The 16,785-nt window shown below is 40.8% G+C and carries 11 protein-coding genes and 1 pseudogene; 8 read left to right on the forward strand and 4 right to left on the reverse strand.

What is annotated here, in order from left to right:
- Nucleotides 1-164 precede the first annotated feature (164 nt).
- Together GTQ43_RS22910 and GTQ43_RS22915 are read left to right on the forward strand one after the other, a co-directional pair.
- Nucleotides 165-2,318 (forward strand): tetratricopeptide repeat protein, encoded by a 2,154-nt coding sequence (locus GTQ43_RS22910; protein WP_265275033.1) that lies wholly within the window; start codon nt 165-167, stop codon nt 2,316-2,318.
- Nucleotides 2,319-2,634: 316 nt separating this feature from the next.
- Nucleotides 2,635-3,375: a choice-of-anchor K domain-containing protein gene (locus GTQ43_RS22915; protein WP_265275034.1), complete on the forward strand. Its 741-nt coding sequence runs from the start codon at nt 2,635-2,637 to the stop codon at nt 3,373-3,375.
- A 260-nt stretch (nt 3,376-3,635) separates the two neighbouring features.
- On the opposite strand, the gene GTQ43_RS22920 is transcribed toward GTQ43_RS22915, so the two are convergent.
- Nucleotides 3,636-3,827 carry a hypothetical protein gene (locus tag GTQ43_RS22920; protein WP_265275035.1) on the reverse strand — a complete coding sequence of 64 codons (192 nt, stop codon included), beginning with the start codon at nt 3,825-3,827 and terminating at the stop codon, nt 3,636-3,638.
- 161 nt (nt 3,828-3,988) lie between these two features.
- On the opposite strand from GTQ43_RS22920, the gene GTQ43_RS22925 reads away from it, so the two are divergent.
- The 3 genes and pseudogenes from GTQ43_RS22925 to GTQ43_RS41835 all read left to right on the forward strand — a co-directional run bounded on the left by GTQ43_RS22925 (nt 3,989) and on the right by GTQ43_RS41835 (nt 10,514).
- Entirely contained in the window at nt 3,989-6,361 is a 2,373-nt protein-coding gene (locus tag GTQ43_RS22925) for an NACHT domain-containing protein (protein ID WP_265275036.1), read from the forward strand.
- A 530-nt stretch (nt 6,362-6,891) separates the two neighbouring features.
- A complete protein-coding gene (locus GTQ43_RS22930; RefSeq protein ID WP_265275037.1) occupies nt 6,892-7,605 on the forward strand; it encodes a conjugal transfer protein TrbI in 714 nt (237 codons plus the stop codon).
- A 1,660-nt stretch (nt 7,606-9,265) separates the two neighbouring features.
- Nucleotides 9,266-10,514 (forward strand): annotated as a pseudogene (locus GTQ43_RS41835) (S-layer homology domain-containing protein).
- A 21-nt stretch (nt 10,515-10,535) separates the two neighbouring features.
- Here GTQ43_RS41835 and GTQ43_RS22945 read toward each other — a convergent pair.
- The gene (locus GTQ43_RS22945) at nt 10,536-11,882 is read right to left on the reverse strand and encodes an ATP-binding protein (RefSeq protein WP_265275039.1); all 1,347 of its coding nucleotides are present in this window, start codon (nt 11,880-11,882) and stop codon (nt 10,536-10,538) included.
- Between the two features lie 291 nt (nt 11,883-12,173).
- On the opposite strand from GTQ43_RS22945, the gene GTQ43_RS22950 reads away from it, so the two are divergent.
- On the forward strand, nt 12,174-12,491 hold the full coding sequence (locus GTQ43_RS22950) for a DUF3155 domain-containing protein (protein ID WP_041566316.1): 318 nt from the start codon (nt 12,174-12,176) through the stop codon (nt 12,489-12,491).
- A gap of 440 nt (nt 12,492-12,931) precedes the next feature.
- Here GTQ43_RS22950 and GTQ43_RS22955 read toward each other — a convergent pair whose 3' ends face one another.
- Both GTQ43_RS22955 and GTQ43_RS22960 read right to left on the reverse strand, forming a co-directional pair.
- Complete coding sequence (locus GTQ43_RS22955; RefSeq protein ID WP_265275040.1) at nt 12,932-13,462, reverse strand: cofactor assembly of complex C subunit B; 531 nt, start codon at nt 13,460-13,462, stop codon at nt 12,932-12,934.
- A gap of 52 nt (nt 13,463-13,514) precedes the next feature.
- Entirely contained in the window at nt 13,515-13,862 is a 348-nt protein-coding gene (locus GTQ43_RS22960; protein WP_265275041.1) for a PadR family transcriptional regulator, read from the reverse strand.
- A gap of 849 nt (nt 13,863-14,711) precedes the next feature.
- Here GTQ43_RS22960 and GTQ43_RS22965 point away from each other — a divergent pair.
- Together GTQ43_RS22965 and serS are read left to right on the forward strand one after the other, a co-directional pair.
- Complete coding sequence (locus GTQ43_RS22965) at nt 14,712-15,284, forward strand: DUF3611 family protein (protein ID WP_265275042.1); 573 nt, start codon at nt 14,712-14,714, stop codon at nt 15,282-15,284.
- A gap of 146 nt (nt 15,285-15,430) precedes the next feature.
- Nucleotides 15,431-16,711: a serine--tRNA ligase gene (serS, locus tag GTQ43_RS22970; protein ID WP_265275043.1), complete on the forward strand. Its 1,281-nt coding sequence runs from the start codon at nt 15,431-15,433 to the stop codon at nt 16,709-16,711.
- Nucleotides 16,712-16,785 lie beyond the last annotated feature (74 nt).

Genomic DNA, 16,785 nt, shown 5'->3' on the forward strand with positions numbered 1-16,785 from the left:
AAAATTGAATTAGCAATCAAAGTATATAATTATACTTTATTTTTATTGTTAAACTTAAAGCTCAATTTATTCTAAACCGTATAATATCCGATTATTTATGATGAGTTTAGCCCACTTGCATGCACCTATAAAGGTGATATATACCGTATTTTGGCTCTTTAAGCGTGAATGATACTACACACAATAATAATTCTAATTGGAATCGGCAAGTATATCACCGCCTGAAACTTGCCCTAAATCTTGGCTTACGACGACAACTTTTTTTAGCTGTATGTGATAATTTACACTTAAGAAATCAAGTAGCAGCCCGTTTGCATTCTACATTGGCTTATCCTGTTGGACAGGTGCTATATCAGTCATCAAATGCTCAGGAAAATAGCACTTCAGCTTATCCGCGATTAGTCACATTGCGTTTGAATTTAAACGATCCCAATCCCATAGTCCAGATAAATCAATGGTTGGCAAACTATCCACCGCCAATTGTTGGGGCATCAAAAGATACCCCTGGAAGACCTTATCCAGTACCAGCGTTTCAGATTGTAGGCGTGGAGCATCTCACTAAGCAACCAGTCGCAACGCAACGGTTATTTTTGCACTACCTGCGTTTAAGCGAACAATATTTCTCAACACAAGAATCCAGCCGATTCCTAGAATCTAACTTGCTGTTGTGGATACCCCGTCCTTGGTTATCTGCAATCAAGCAATCAGCACCACAGTTTTGGCGTTGTCGAACTGGTGTATTTGTATTTGCTGGAGAACCCACACCAGCTACTCAAAATTCTGGCTATCCAGAAAGTTTTTCACGTTCTAGAAACTTAGATTTAGATCAATCACTTAATCAAGCAGAACTCAGAACCGCAGCCACCGAATTGAAGTTTGAGAATAATTCCAATTTCCCAGCAGAGATACAAGAGAATGGTGTACATAAAACTCAAGAAGCTACGCTACAACCGCAGGAGTCTACTAATAGGTCTGGCAGTGTTAATAATAATCAATCACTGTCATCTTTATCTTATGTTAGTAGCGAATTAGCAGAGTTAGTCATAGCAACAATTAACACCAACTCTGCTCAAAATACTGAGAATTACTTCCAAACGCAGCAGATTTTATTGGAGATTGAAGAATTACACGAAAAGCAAGTTCTAGGGGAGATATTGGCAGAAGCTTATCATCGCTTGGGTACTTTATACCGCCTTCGCATTGAGCAAGGAGACTCAACCCTAGAAAATCTTATGGTAGCAATTATTGCCTACCAGGAGGCAATTAGCTATGACGAAACCTCACCACAACTCCCAGATATCTTGAATGACTTAGGTACGCTCTATTGGATACTATACCGTACACCACCCAATTCTGAGGAGGGACAAACTTATATAGAGCAAGCAATAGAATTTTATCAGTTGGCGTTAAAGATGATTTCGCCGCAGACACATCCAGAAACTTACGCTCGTGTGCAAAATAATTTAGGGACGGCTTATGGTGATTTAGCTCGTTTTTCTCATCCGTCTGAAAATTGGCAGCAAGCGATTTTAGCTTACAGTGAAGCACTCAGCTACCGTACAGCCGATATGGATTCATTAAAGTATGCGGCTTGCCAGAACAATTTGGGTACTGCTTACTGGCATCTAGGACAATACAATCAACCAATTGTGCATTTAAAGAAAGCGATCGCAGCTTACAACGAAGCACTGGTACACTACAATCCCCAAGAGGAAGCACTGAAGCATGGCATGATTCAAAACAACATCGGTACTGCTTATTGGAATCTGGCACAATACGAACAACCTGTCCCAAATCTCCAGCTAGCTATTAATTTCTATAGCGAAGCTCTCAAATATCGCACTCCAGCTAATGTTCCCAGTGCTTGCGCTGCAACACAAAATAATCTAGGTACTGCTTACTGGCATCTAGCAAACCTATCTCAGACAACTAAACAGGCACGGCAAAAGTATCTACAACTATGTATAGACGCTTATGAAGAGGCTATAGCCTTGGCTAACTCATTGAGTGCTACTCTTTTAAGTTTCGATCTGCTTGCCTCTCATAACAACCTGGGACTAGCATATTATCAGCTAGTAATAGATAAATCATTTAATAGTGACAAAGCAACACGTTCTCAATATCTAGAAGTAGCATTAGACAACCATTTGCAAGCCTTAAACGGATTAAGCAAACAACCAGAGGCTTATCAAACAACTTTCACTTATGTGGTAAATACTATTCGTGCTTTTCATAATGAATTAGGTATACAAGGACAAAATCTAGCTTTATCTAAAGTTCCTAGGCAGTTGTTGCCAGAGATTTTGTCAAAGTTATAAGGAAAATACCGAAAACTTTCAGTATTAACTTGATATTAACTTGACAGCTAATCAATTTATCAAGTAAGGTAGCGATGTCTACGACGGACTACGCCTACGCAAACACTTTTACTACTAATTAGTAAAGTGGTAAAATATTTAAACAAACCATAAAGCTAGCTTAATAATTATAAATTATTCATTAAAAAACACTTAAACAAGTATAAATATTTTATAAAAATTACAAGAAGATATTGGCGTATTTTCCGTAATTTTATTAACCTAGACTAGACATCTAGTTTAAAAAAGCTCCAGGATGAGAACTGAAATCTAAATTATGAAATTAAGTTTATTTTTTACGACTGCTATATCTAGTTTTTTTGTGAGTGTAACTACGGGATTTGGTTTTTCTGGTCAAGCAGATGCTCTCACTTTTTCTGGTATCTCTAGTGCTACATGGGGAAAACCTACTTCAGGAAGCACCGATACTAATCCTACATACACAGGTGTGGGAAGCAACACATTTACTTGGGGCGATCCTAATGTCTGCCCAACAATTCCAAGTACTCCTAGTGACTGTATAGTAACAGGCTCAAATCAACTTATCTTTAAGGAAAACTCCTTTTCAGCAGACATCAACTCTGCATTCAAAATAGCTGATTTGACTTATTTTAATGGAACTGTACTCAACGGTACAATCGTTGAATCTGTACCTTTAAATCTCAATATATCCTTCAACTCTCCCGTTGGAATCAGCCAAGTTTTTGACTTCAACTTCCATCTAGTAAATACACCAAACGATTCAATAAACCCTGAAGAGAATGCAGACTTTGTATTTATAGACAATAATTTGAGTAATAGCAGTTTCACCTTTGAGGGCAATAAATACACAATTGAGCTAACTAGCCTGAATCCAGACGTTCCCCAGATAAGTGTTAAGGCTCTTGAAGGAGCCACAACTAAAACAGCTATTTATGCCGAAATCAAACCTATACCTGAACCTTCGTTAGTAGCCAGTTTATCCCTGCTAGGTATATACCTGATAGCTCGTAAAAAATTGTTAAATAAGAAATACTAAAAGTCTTGGTGGTTAGAACAGATATTCCTATTTGTCTTTAAAGATGTAATCACATTAAAGAATTTTCCAGCTTCAATATAAGCTTTATAGTGGTACGCAAGTTTACTCAAGTCAGTTAACCAACCCACACAATTTGAGAACCACTACATACCCCTATATTTCATACTCCTTGATGGCAATTGAGCAGATTTTAACCTAGCACAAGAATTGCTGCGATCGCATCAAAAATTTATAGGACTAACCCTTTCAATTGGATTTGATTAGTCGCGATCGCTCGCTCTTGACCGAGGTATCAATAGCTCAATATACGTACCTATAGCGAATTTTGTTAAATCTAGAAATTGAGAGCGACTCTTCTCATCAATAACTGCAAGTGTTAGAGAACCAATTACCGTAATCAGCATTACAGTAGCTAACACTTCATCTCTTGAAGGAAATTTCTTAGATAACATTGAAGTACCTCAAATGGTCTGAATCACTACATCCCTAGCTTTACAGGTCGGTGGTTGTTGTAAGCTTAAATACAGGCTTGTGATGTGAATGACTTGTGTATGCGATGAGCATGAATTGCCAAATTGACAGTTAAAATCAGCAAAAGTGTAGTGGTTAGGTTATGTCCGGGCGATCGCTTTCCTGTTCTCCAGAAGGTATCAAAAAAGCAAAAAAAGCTTTAATTCGTTATTCTTTAACTCAAAAAGCATTAGCCCATGAGTTAGAAATAACTCGCCAACCAGTAGGAAAATTCTTTACAGGTAAGCCTGTTGACCGCAACCTGTTTGTCCAGATTTGTGACAGGCTAGACCTAGAGTGGGAAGAAATAGTTGCTGAACCTGCGACTGAACCAGAGTTAAACCAGGATAACAGGATTGATATTGATGCGATCGTGCAAGAGGTACGTGAAAAGATAAAACCCCTCATTCAAGAACGCTGCGGCACAATGCGGGTGCTAGATATGACTCAACCTATTGGATTGAATGACATTTACACCAGCGTCAATATATTAGAGAAAATCACTGGACAACAACGGATAGGAATTGATGAATTCTTACAACACTATAGCAGCAAGGATTTTGACCTCTTTGGACTTAACCGAATCACTACAAAACGAGTGCCAGGACTGGAAGCAGTTGAGAAATATTCCAAGCTAATGATTTTGGGTAAACCAGGAGCAGGTAAAACGACGTTTCTGAAGTATTTAGCGATTCAGTGTATTGGAGGTGAGTTTCAGGCTGAACGTGTACCTATTTTTGTCACCCTCAAAAACTTTGCAGAAGCTGCAAATAAACCTGGATTATTACAACACATCACTGAAGAGGCAATAAATCCTATCTTTTCTATCCGAGATGTATTAACTTACGCTAAAGCATTAGTTTTACTTGATGGGTTGGATGAGGTTAGAGAAGAGGATAGTAACCGTGTATTAAAAGAAATTCGTGAGTTTTCTGATCGGTTCCCAAAAAATCAGTTTGTCATGACCTGCCGGATTGCAGCAAAAGAGTATACCTTTGAGAAGTTTACAGAGGTGGAAGTTGCTGATTTTGACGATGAACAAATTTCCAACTTTGCCAATAACTGGTTTAAGGAGAAAGCTCTAAAGCCAGAGACTTTTATCAAATGTCTCGAAGAGAATAGCCGAATCAAACAACTTGCTGCAAGTCCACTACTGTTGACGTTGCTTTGTTTAGCATTTGAAGAGTCAGGAGATTTCCCTGCAAATCGTTCTGAGTTATATAAAGAAGGACTGGATGCGTTATTAAAAAAATGGGATGCCAAGAGGGGAATTCAACGCGATCAGATTTACAAAAAGCTATCAGTTCAACGCAAAGAAGATTTACTCAGCAAAATTGCGTTGACTACCTTTGAGGGGAGTGAATATTTCTTCAAGCAGAAAGTAGCAGAACAATACATTACAGAATACATCCGAAATTTACCTGGTGCTAATACTGACGAAGAAGCGTTGCAAGTTGATAGTGAGGAAGTTTTGCGTTCAATTGAACATCATCATGGACTAGTTGTAGCAAGGGCAAAAGGGATTTACTCATTTTCTCATCTCACATTTCACGAGTATTTTACAGCTAGAGAATTTGTGGTTGTGAGACAGTCATCAGAGGAAGCGCTGCAAAATCTTGTTAGCCACATCACTGAAAAACGCTGGCGGGAAGTTTTATTGCTAGCGGTTGGGATGTCGCCAAGTGCAGATCGGTTATTGCTGTTGATCAAAGAGAAAATTGATTTTATGGTAGCTGACGATCAGAGGTTGCAGGAGTTTCTTCTGTGGGTAAGGAAAAAATCTCTTTCCGTTAACTTTTCTTACAAACCAGCAGCACTTAGAGCCTTTTACCTAGCCCTCTCTCAATACCTCTCCCGCTCTCTCTCTCGATACCTGTCCCTGTCCCTCTCCCGATATCTCTCCGTTGACCGCTCCCTCTCCCGCTCCCTCTCTCGATACCTGTCCCTGTCCCTGTCCCGCTCCCTCGACTTGTCCCTCTCCCTCTCCCGATACCTATCCCTCTCCCTCGACCTGTCTCTCGACCTCTCACTTGACCTGTCCCTCTCCCTCTCCCGCTCCCTCGACCAATCCCTCGATCTGTCCCGATCCCTTGACCTGTCCCTCTCCCTCTCCCGATCCCTCGACCGATCCCTCGACCGATCCCTCGACCCAGAACTCAAGCATTTGCTGCAAAAACTTCGAGAACAACTACCAAGCATACAAGACTTGCAAGAATATCGGGAATGGTGGTTAGTTAATGGGAAGGCTTGGTGTGAAGAATTAAGAGAAGTAATGATTAAACATCGCAATATTGGTCATGATTGGCAGTTCAGCAACGAACAAAAAGAATTGCTTCAGCAGTATTATGATGCCAATAAATTATTGGTAGATTGCCTAAATAGCGATTGTTATGTCAGCCGTGAAGTGCGACAGCAAATAGAAGACACCTTGCTATTACCGATCGCAGAGATTCAACAGCGTCAGCAGCAATCTTAAATACACACATAGCAGATAGTTGATCTTTCAATCCCCCAGGTAAATCATTCGTTAAGAAAGGGAAAATATTTCCCAAGTCCTAGCAAATCAATCTAAAATGGAAGTAAGAGTTCGCAGTTAGCCCATTCACATCTATATCAATGGCTTATATATGTGGACATGAGTGATAAAACAGCATTTTGGAACAAAAGTATCCTCATTTACGTCATATAAACGTCTCGCGGCATTGCTGATTGCGGTATGAAAACGATTGTGCATTGTGGTGAAAAATCCTTGTGGAGACGTAAAATTTTACGTCTCTACATTCAAGTTCATACCTCGATTCCGCAACGCCCGTCTCGCCTCTGGTTTGAGTGACGCACATTTAAGGATACTAATACTGATGAAGGATTGCGATCGCACAAACTCTCCATGATCATAAGTACTTTTATCTTCGGTATACGCTTATAGACAGGTTCAAAAACAGTCAGAAACAAACTCAGTAAATCACCGTCATTACATATATCACATACATAAAGGAAAACCCTCTTATGGCTCGCCTACATCAATGGAAATCTAGAACTGCTGCACTTATGGCAATAGCTGTTACCGCAAGTGTCACTAGCCCACTATTAACATTAGCTCGTGCTAACGCGCAATACATAAATGGGCAAGACAGAATTGGGCAATATGGCAACGTTACTATTCCTTCTGGAGTTTCTCTGCCTGTCACCTACGAAAAAGATACAATTACTATTGCTCCTGGGGAAAGTAAATCTATAACCTTGAGAATAGCCAATGACATTATCGACAGGAATAAAAATGTCTTGATTCCCGCCGGTACTAAAGTAAATGGACGACTAGAACCGGTTGACTTAGATAGTTATTCAAGAGATACAGATGATAACAAAGGAAAAGGCGTGCGGTTTGTCGCTGAAGAATTAGAATTTTCCAATGGTCAGCGCCAGTCGATTAATGCTATTTCTCGGACATACACCAGAACTCAAAAAGTTAAGCAGGGGCCCAGCACAAATCAGGTTCTAACTGATGCAGCTATTGGTGGGGGTGCTGGTCTTTTAGGTTCACTACTTACTGGTAATCGCAGAATTGACGATTTAAAACCTGTTATCGGTGCGGCTGCGGGTGCGGGAGCAAGTGTGTTGTTACGGAAAAAAGAAGTAAATGTCTATGTCCTCAGACCCGGACAAGATTTGAAGCTCACACTAAATTCTAACTTGAATTTAGTACCACCATCTCGCTACTAGTACTAGATTTAACTCAATTAAAGTCGTGACTTTAATCACCTCTAATAGGCGATCGCAACTTTCAATATAGTGGGCGATCGCCTTAATTTTTAACAATTAAAAATTCTATTTAACAGCAACTATCATACCTCTATATCGTCTTCATCAGTATCGATATTTATGAGAATACTTATGTAATTGCTCTATAGGGAGAGTTAGGAAAGTCAGTTCTATTTTGTTCTCTATCCAAAAGAATATTCAAAATTACATAATATCCTGATACTTTTGTTAAGTAGTGGCAATAAAGGAGCCTTTTCTGATGGCAATTCCAAGTTTCACTTTAAGCACATATCTTGCAATTCCCGTAGTATTAGGTCTTTTGACTGGGGGAGAAAGAATAAAAGCATCTGTAGTTGAAAATGTTCAGGCATCCACTAACAAGGAAATGAGCCTATCTAGCCGCCAGCTAATCAGCGCTAAGGCGACTCCGAAAACATACTATGTGAGTGGTACTGGAAGCGACAATAATAGTGGACTCTCTACTTCATCTGCCTTTAGGACTATTCAAAAGGCAGCAGACCTTACCAATCCTGGCGATACAGTATTGATTATGAATGGAGTCTACAAAAATATAGGTCAAGCTGGAAGTGCTCTATATATTAAACGTTCTGGAACTGCCAATGCATGGATTACGTATAAAGCATATCCTGGTCATTTCCCAAAAATTCAGCACAATACATGGAACGGGATTACGATCTTGGGTGGAGCTTCATATATTGAGATCAACGGGCTGGAGGTTGTCGGAAACAATGCCAATATCAGCCTTGATTATGCCATGAGTCAGAAGACTAACAAAGCAAATCCACTAACGAGTGGAAACTGCATCAATGTGGATGGACGAACCAATGGTCATGTTCATCATATTCGGATTTTGAATAATAAAGTGCATGACTGTGGAGGAGGAGGTATCGGAGCAGCACAGGCTGATTATGTGACAATAGATCATAATGTGGTGTTCAATAATGCCTGGTATAGTATTTATGGTTGCAGTGGCGTTGGGTTCTTGAGTAGTTGGAATTCTGACAACAACCGTGGATACAAGATGTTTATTACCAACAATAAGGTCTATAACAATCGCATGTATATCCCTTGGATTGCAGCTGGAAAGATTACAGATGGGAATGGCATTATTATTGATAGTTCTAGAAACGATCAAGGTAACTCAAAATTGGGTGCATATACAGGACGGACTTTAGTTAAAAACAATCTTACATTTAATAATGGTGGTTCAGGTATTCATACAATTGGAAGCGATCATGTTGATATTGTCAATAACACAGCTGTTTTAAATAATCAGACTCCAGAACTTAAGGGAGGACAAATATTTACCTACACGTCATCTGATGTCAGGATTTTAAATAATATTCTTTATGCTTTTCCTGGCAAGAATATTAATAGTAGCACCAAAAGCCAAAACGTTACTTACGACTATAATATCTACATGAATGCTTCTAAGGTAAGTATTAAGGGGCCTCATGATATTGTTGCAGACTCGGAGTTTTTAAAGAAGCATCCCACTCTAGAAAAAATATCTGACGATTGGAAATCGCGGCTAGATAAACAAAATCCCCCAAAGCAAACTTATGTAGCATCTAAGTCAGGAGATTTTGTTTGTGGAGCAGTGACTTTGAATTCGCAAGATAAACCTATCAAAGTAGGATGTTCCTTGGGATCTTTGGCTCAAATTGCTTTTTCTGATGTTTCATCTAACTATTGGGCGGCACAATTTATTCAACAATTGTCACAACAAGGTGTGATTGCCGGATTTCCTGATGGTAGCTTCCGCCCTGAAGAGGCAGTCACACGCGCTCAATTTGCCGCTATGATTGATAAAGCTTTCCCAAAATCACAGCAACGGCAGGCGATCAATTTTAATGATGTTCCCAGCAATTATTGGGCATCAAATGCCATTGGGCAAGCCTATAGAATTGGTTTCTTATCTGGATATCCTGGTAATCGTTTTGAGCCTAACCAAGCTATTCCTCGCGAGCAGGTTTTGGTTTCCCTGGCTAACGGTTTGGGGTATAACTCTGGCGGCAATACCCAAAGCGTTCTGAAATATTTCAATGATGCCTCTAACATCGCTAGCTACGCTCGTAGCCCGATCGCAGCTGCAACTGAAAAGCAAATTGTGGTCAACTATCCTAATGTGAAGTCCCTGAATCCAACTGCAACCGCCACTCGCGCCCAGGTTGCAGCTTTTATCTACCAAGCATTGGTTAGTTCCAATCAAGCCCCAGCAATTAACTCGCCCTATGTAGTGTCAAACCTCAGCAATTAACTGTTTTATGTTGTAGCTGTTGGGTCTTTTATTAGATTTAACTCCAAATTATTCTTTATATGCGATCGCCACTTTAACTCTAGTGTGCGATCGCATTTATTTTTAACCGGTCTGTAGTGATTCCGGCTGGTAGTCAGGTTATTGGACAACTTAAACCTGCTACAGGTGGTTCTCAATTCGTTGCCCAAAAACTGGTTTTAACCACAGGTCAAGAGTATCAACTCAACCCTACTTCAGACGTGATTACCAAAACTGAAAGAGTCAACAGCGGAAATAAACCACCCATTCCAAATCAATGAAACCCTCATGCTGTATTCGTTTTTAATTTTTAATTTTTAATTTTTAATTCCGCCCTGCGGTACTAGTACTGGGGCAATTATCAAAGATACTGTATTGGGCGCAGGTGCAGCTGCTGCTGCTGTTTCTGCCGTCACAGGCGATCGCCACAGAAGAAGTCTTGGGTGGCGCTGGTATCGGTGCATTGATTGGTCTATTTTTCGGTAAGAAGAGTGTTGATCTGGTGGCAATTGACCCAAATACCGATTTACAAATGACAATTAATCAAAACTTGCTAGTTTCATTAAGATAGTTATTGGGCATTGGTGAATGGCTAATTTTCAACTTCTGGCAACCAAATAATAAAAGTAGTTCCCGGTGCATTGGGTGAAGTTAGCTGAGAGTTGATTGCAGGGCTGAAAACCTCGATTTCGCCCTGCATTTGCTCTATTAATTGTTTAGCGATCGCTAACCCTAAACCAGTACCAGGGATTTCTGTTTGCGCTTGTACACCCCGATAATGCCGTTCTCCAAGATGTTCTAAATCTTCGGGTGGAATGCCAGGCCCGTTGTCACCGATCGCAATTCCCTGAAAATTAGCTTTTTCTTGCCCCGCCTGAATCGAAATTTTACCACCAGTGGGAGTGTATTTCAAAGCATTATCAATAATGTTAGTTAAAACCTCTTGCAATGCTTTGATGTTGGCACGGACTGGGGGTGAGTTCTGTTTGATTTCAGTTATTAGTTTTAGCTTTCGCTCTTGAGCGATCGCTTTGGCTGATATTAATAATGGTTCTAATATATCTGGTAACGAGCAATCAACTGCTTTATCTCCCGTTCCCGGTAATAATAGCGGCGGTTTAGCGGATTTTTGGATAGTTGCTTCCACAAATACTTCATGTTCGGGCAGATGTAGTGGTGCTAAATCTGCCTCTGTCAAGTCTATTACTTGATCGAATTGTTGCAGCAATTCTTGGAGGCGATCGCTTTCCCGCACAATACTACTTGCTACATTCCGGTTGGTGTCTGCTGGTCGCAGCCGCTTCAACAGCAGTTTACCAAAAGTCCGCAACGCTGTTAATGGATTACGAAACTGATGCAACAGGTTATCCAGCAAATCGCGCTGTTTCTCTTGGAGAATTTGTTGCTCGCGCAACTGCTGCTCAAACCATGCTCGGCGTTGATCTAAAATACAAGCGATCGCTAATGTTTGGGCTATCCGTTGAATCTGACTTTCCTCATGTTCATTCCATGCTCGGTCTTGCCTACCCGTTACCAATAATCCCATCATCACACCCTCATAAACCAGAGGTAAAACAATTTGATTCCCACTAAAGAGGTATTCCTCTTTTAAATGGGGTTGAGATGTTTCAGACTCCTGTGATGAGGTTGGAGATTGTGAACCGGCTGTCAATAACCTTCTGCGATCGTTGGGTAATATAAACACATTTCCAACTTGAAGTTGCTTATGCACTGTCGCTTCAGCAGTCTCTTCCCCTGGAGGTAATAATGCTGTTTCTGGGTAAATTACCACAGGAATCAGTTTGGCCTCACCTGAAGGAGTCTCTACCAATTCTTGTGTCAGGTACACAATACTTAAAGTTGCTCCCAGCCCCTGGGTTAGCAGTGCTATTTGCTCTCGACACAGAGCAATAAAATCGGAACTGGCAGACATTAACATTTTTTAGCTCTTGCTCAAGATTACAGATTTTGAGGCATGATGATAAGAGAGGATACTTAATTTTTACCTCACTCATTCAATAAAGCTTAACTAAAATCTTCTTAGTGATGGTTTATTTGTACCAAGGGATTATTCTCTTAGGTGGTTTTGTTTTATCTATTTTCAAAGATGTTAACTTTCTTGCATGAAAAGGTTAAAAACTATTGATATTTTGAACTAGAACTTATATAATGACGACGGATTTTGTAGCTAACACTACAATCTATTAGCTTGAAAGAGGAGGACAATAGATTGGCAAGGAGACGCAAAAGGAAAAGTCGCCGTCGTCAGGAAGGACGGCGGATTTTGGAGCATGTGCCTCAATATAGCATCGAAAGTGGCGAAGAAAAACCTGTGACAGCAGCGAGAAGATTCATTCAAGCTGAAGGGATTTTGCCACCGGCGTTGCTACTCGTAAAGCGAAATGAACACACCACAGATCGTTATTTCTGGGCAGAAAAGGGACTCTTTGGTGCTCAATACGTAGAGGAAAACCATTTCTTGTTTCCTAGCTTGAGGGTGTTAGAACCTTCACCGGGTCAAGAACCTCTTGCTTTAGCTAGTCGGTGAACCGTAGATGGTCATCTTACACATTGAATGTGGCTCCTGATTATCATTAACTGGCAAGATTGCCAAGTTTATGCAAAATTTAATTTTTTTTTAGTTTGGAGCTGATTTTCCAGTAAGGCTAGTCCAGGTAGTTGGAAAGTAAACTAGTCTCATACCACGCTAGATTGCATGGTTTGATACTAGTATCATGTATATACAGAAGGGAGTAGGTATAGAGCCAAGCGCCTTCAAAAGCGCTAGTGAAGTTGCGCTCTTATGCCATAAATTGTTAACCAAGCTCTGTCAACGAATTTAAGTTAATAAACTTAAATTTTTCCCCACGATATAAGTTGTGGGGAAAACTGGCAAAGCAGAAGTTTTGATTTCCTCCTTCCTACTTTTCATCACCTAAAGATTAGATCGGGTCAGAAGTCTGCATATCATAGTTAAAAAACCAACAATTATTCACCAGTTTTTAGCTGTAGAGTCCTCTGTAACTCGCTGAGTTCATCTCGATGACCAACTACAGCGATCTTACTTGAGGAGGTTTGTTCGCTCCGAGTTGTTTCTACTTTGAGCGACACCTTCTCAAGTCTTCCAGATTTTTGCCAATAAAATAGACCACTTAAAGGCGACAGCATTACCATAGCCAGAACAAGGATACTGAGGTTAGGAAAAAGCAGGTATACGACTAGTGATAGACAAACAATCCCAGTCGCTGCCAGCAGGGTTAAAAATATAGCTAAAAACAAACTAGGGCGAACATTACCTTCAAAAGTAACTTTGTTTTGTTCTCGGTCTACCTCTGCCACTCGGTAAGACCGGGAGCGAAAATACTCTTTTAATTGAGACATTAAAGCAGCTTCGTCTTGCTCTGATACTAGTTGCACTGTTTGTATGCGGTCTTTAGTCGAGGCACGAATAAAGAAAAACAGCCCAACAGATAACAACAAGGTGAGCAGAAACGTAGATGGCAGAATAGCAGTATCCATAACTGATTGTTAGTATTTGACTGGAGGAGACTTATTCATTATCAATTATTCGTTACTTTGTTCTGCTGTTGATGTAGTTAAACCATTGAAATGCTAAATCCTGCGCTTGAACTTGCCATTCTGGAGAAACTTGGTACATTCGTCTGGGTCGTCCTCGTCCTTCCAGTTTCTTCCAATATCCAGTGATTGCCTTTTGGTCTTCCAGAAATTTGATCGCACTATAAAGTACGGTATCCGAAAGCCGATAGGTTGGATATTCAATTTCTAATTGCTCAATCAACTCGGTTCCGTAGGATTCACCTTGTAATAAAACAGACAGTATGTAACAGACTGCTACTTCCTGACAAAGGTAAGTTGGCGGAGGATTCTCAAAGAATTGATATATATCCTCAAGTTTCATGGTTAGTCAATGGCTAAAAAAATGCCTTAGGGGTAAGGTCTACAATCCTTGTAGTCAGTATACAGTGCTACTGCCAAGTGAGTAATACATATAATGCTACTTAGACTAATTTTCCAAAGCGTAAGTACCAAATGATTCCCACGCCTGTGAAGTTGGGGAACGAGTTTGCAAGTTTTAGAGGCACGATAAAACGTCCCCTGACCCAAGCTCGATACTGTGTGGTGAGGAGCAAACAGAGAGTTGCAAAGTCACTTAGTATGCAAGGCACGCATTGAGCTTGCCTTGCGTACTAAGTCTTGTCAGATTAGGGCAATCCCAAACCCTCGCTTTTAGGCGTAGGGTTTCTGATTGTCTTGGTGTTAAGTGATGCCAAGCTAGTTAGAACTGCTTAAGCAATAAAATGCCATCGAAGAAATTTTACAGGTAAAATGCAATTTTGTCTGTAAAACTTAAAAAACACTTTGCTTTACAGTGATTTTCCCCATGCAAATTAGAAAAACTTAAGCTATGGGATGTGTCTGGTTTAAAGCTGCTACGACCGTGGACACACTTAAGTAGTAACCATTAATGATTTGCTGCACAACAGAATCTCTTGTCGCATTTGGTAAATGTGATAGTAAATTTATCAAAGAAGACACAAACGCTAGAGCATTGATTCAGTAATCAAAAACTTAACCCCTATTCTCCTTACCTTTTTGGTAAGGGGGCAAACTCCCTTCTGCTATGAGGCTGCTGTGTACACAGTACTTACCTCTCAACAAAGTTCTCTGAAGTTCCGCTCTAAGGCTTCCTTAGATAAAAATTTTGTCTTTGTGTCTTTTGAAAGCGCCCAGTACATTGAAGATCCTTATGTCACAGACTCCCGATGCTCCATCATCTTCTCTGCGGGCAATTGCCCAAACCTTTCGCCTTACAGGTTGGATTAGCTTCTGGATTCAGCTAGTACTAGGCGTTGTTTCTAGCATAATTGTGTTGCTATTCGCCGTCTTTAATCAAAGAACTGGTAGTCCTAGTAATAATCCGGGGACTGGCTTTGGCGTATTTTTAGCAATTTGTGGACTGGTTGTTTTGGGTGGGGGCATTTATTTAGCTTACCGTTACACTAGAATTGGCAAGCAATTGGAATCGTCTAATCCCAGCAATCGCCCTCGGAAAAGCGAGACTGTGCAAGTATTACGCTTAGGGCTGTGGGTGAATTTAGGGGGAACACTGGTGACTCTTTTAGGCGCGCAAGCGATCGTTGGGACACTGGTAGCAAGATCCATCTCTCCCCAAGCTATAACTACGCAATTGTTTGACCCTACTCGGATTATTAGCGGTCTAGATATGCTTGTGGTACAGGCAAATACCAACACTGTATCAGCCCATTTTGCAGGACTTATAGCGTCACTTTGGTTACTAAATCGCATCAATAAACCATAATCAGCAATTAAAAATTCAAATTGAGACTGATTTTTCAAACAAACTTTGTTTTTGCAGTCACAGCAAACCAAAATTACTATATGCTGGATGCTTATGTGTTAACTATATTGACAGGAAGATTTTAGGCTAGAAACTGAGAAAAATCTGTGCTGGATATCAAGCAAATACGGGAAAATCCGCAATTAGTTCAGGAACGATTGAATAGTCGTAGTGGTAAATACGACATTGAACCGATTTTACAGTTAGATCGGCAACAACGGGAACTAGAGGGGACACGCAGTCAACTCCAAGCCCGGAGCAACGAAATCGGTAAAATTGTTGGGCAGAAGATTAAATCTGGGATTAACCCTCAAGACCCAGAAATTCAAGCTTTGCGCGATGAAGGCAACTCTGTCAAAGCAACGTTGAGCGAACTGGAACCCCAGGAAAAAGACCTCAAAGCTCAAATTGCTCAACTTGTGTTGGCACTTCCCAATTTACCAAGCGACTCTACACCCCTTGGTAAGAATGAAGAAGATAACGTAGAAGTGCGCCGTTGGGGTGATGAGTATATTCCCCAAAATCCGAATATTATTCCTCACTGGGAAATAGGCGAAAAGCTAGGTATTCTCAATGTTGAACGGGCTGTAAAAGTAGCCCAAAGTCGCTTTGTGGCTTTGGTAGGCGCTGGTGCGGCATTGGAAAGGGCATTGATTCAATTTATGCTGACTCTCCATACTCAAGCTGGATATGTGGAAGTCAGTCCGCCTCTGTTAGTGAATACCGAGTCTTTGACAGCGACCGGTCAATTACCCAAGTTTGCGGAAGAAAGCTTTAAGTGCGCTGATGATGACTTGTGGTTGATTCCGACGGCAGAGGTTCCAGTTACAAATCTCTACCGAGGGGAAATTCTCGCTGCTGAAGAATTGCCTATTTACCACTGCGCTTTTACTCCCTGTTTTCGCCGCGAAGCTGGGAGCTATGGGCGCGATATGCGGGGGTTAATTCGCCTACATCAGTTCAATAAGGTGGAAATGGTGAAATTTGTCGAACCGAGTACGTCTTTTGATGAACTGGAGAAATTGGTGGGGAATGCAGAAGCAATTTTACAAGCGTTGCGGTTGCCTTATCGAGTCGTAAATTTAAGTACTGGGGATTTGGGATTTGCTTCTACCAAAACTTATGATTTAGAGGTTTGGTTGCCCTCTTCTGGGAAATATCGCGAAATTTCTAGCTGTTCCAATACTATAGATTTCCAAGCGCGACGGGCTGATATTCGCTTCAAGGAGGCTGGGAAAAAAGGAACTCAGTTCGTACATACCCTGAATGGTTCGGGTTTAGCGGTGGGACGAACTATGGCTGCAATTTTGGAGAATTATCAACAACCTGATGGGACGGTGAGGATACCAGAAGCGCTGCAACCTTATTTGGGACGTGAAGTATTGTGATTTGTGCCCCATGCCCAATGCCCAATGCCCAATACCCATTACCCAATTAGAATGAAGATAACTATAGCTTAATA

Origin of the sequence: Nostoc sp. KVJ3, from assembly GCF_026127265.1 — a bacterium.
In the GTDB taxonomy this organism is placed as follows: domain Bacteria; phylum Cyanobacteriota; class Cyanobacteriia; order Cyanobacteriales; family Nostocaceae; genus Nostoc.

Bases quoted from the DNA above. Each gene is read 5' to 3' on its own strand.
- GTQ43_RS22945 (WP_265275039.1), bottom strand. From the start codon at position 11,882: ATGTTAATGTCTGCCAGTTCCGATTTTATTGCTCTGTGTCGAGAGCAA.
- GTQ43_RS22920 (WP_265275035.1), bottom strand. From the start codon at position 3,827: ATGTTATCTAAGAAATTTCCTTCAAGAGATGAAGTGTTAGCTACTGTA.
- GTQ43_RS22960 (WP_265275041.1), bottom strand. From the start codon at position 13,862: ATGAAACTTGAGGATATATATCAATTCTTTGAGAATCCTCCGCCAACT.
- GTQ43_RS22930 (WP_265275037.1), top strand. From the start codon at position 6,892: ATGGCTCGCCTACATCAATGGAAATCTAGAACTGCTGCACTTATGGCA.
- GTQ43_RS22955 (WP_265275040.1), bottom strand. From the start codon at position 13,462: ATGGATACTGCTATTCTGCCATCTACGTTTCTGCTCACCTTGTTGTTA.
- GTQ43_RS22965 (WP_265275042.1), top strand. From the start codon at position 14,712: ATGTCACAGACTCCCGATGCTCCATCATCTTCTCTGCGGGCAATTGCC.
- GTQ43_RS22915 (WP_265275034.1), top strand. From the start codon at position 2,635: ATGAAATTAAGTTTATTTTTTACGACTGCTATATCTAGTTTTTTTGTG.
- GTQ43_RS22925 (WP_265275036.1), top strand. From the start codon at position 3,989: ATGTCCGGGCGATCGCTTTCCTGTTCTCCAGAAGGTATCAAAAAAGCA.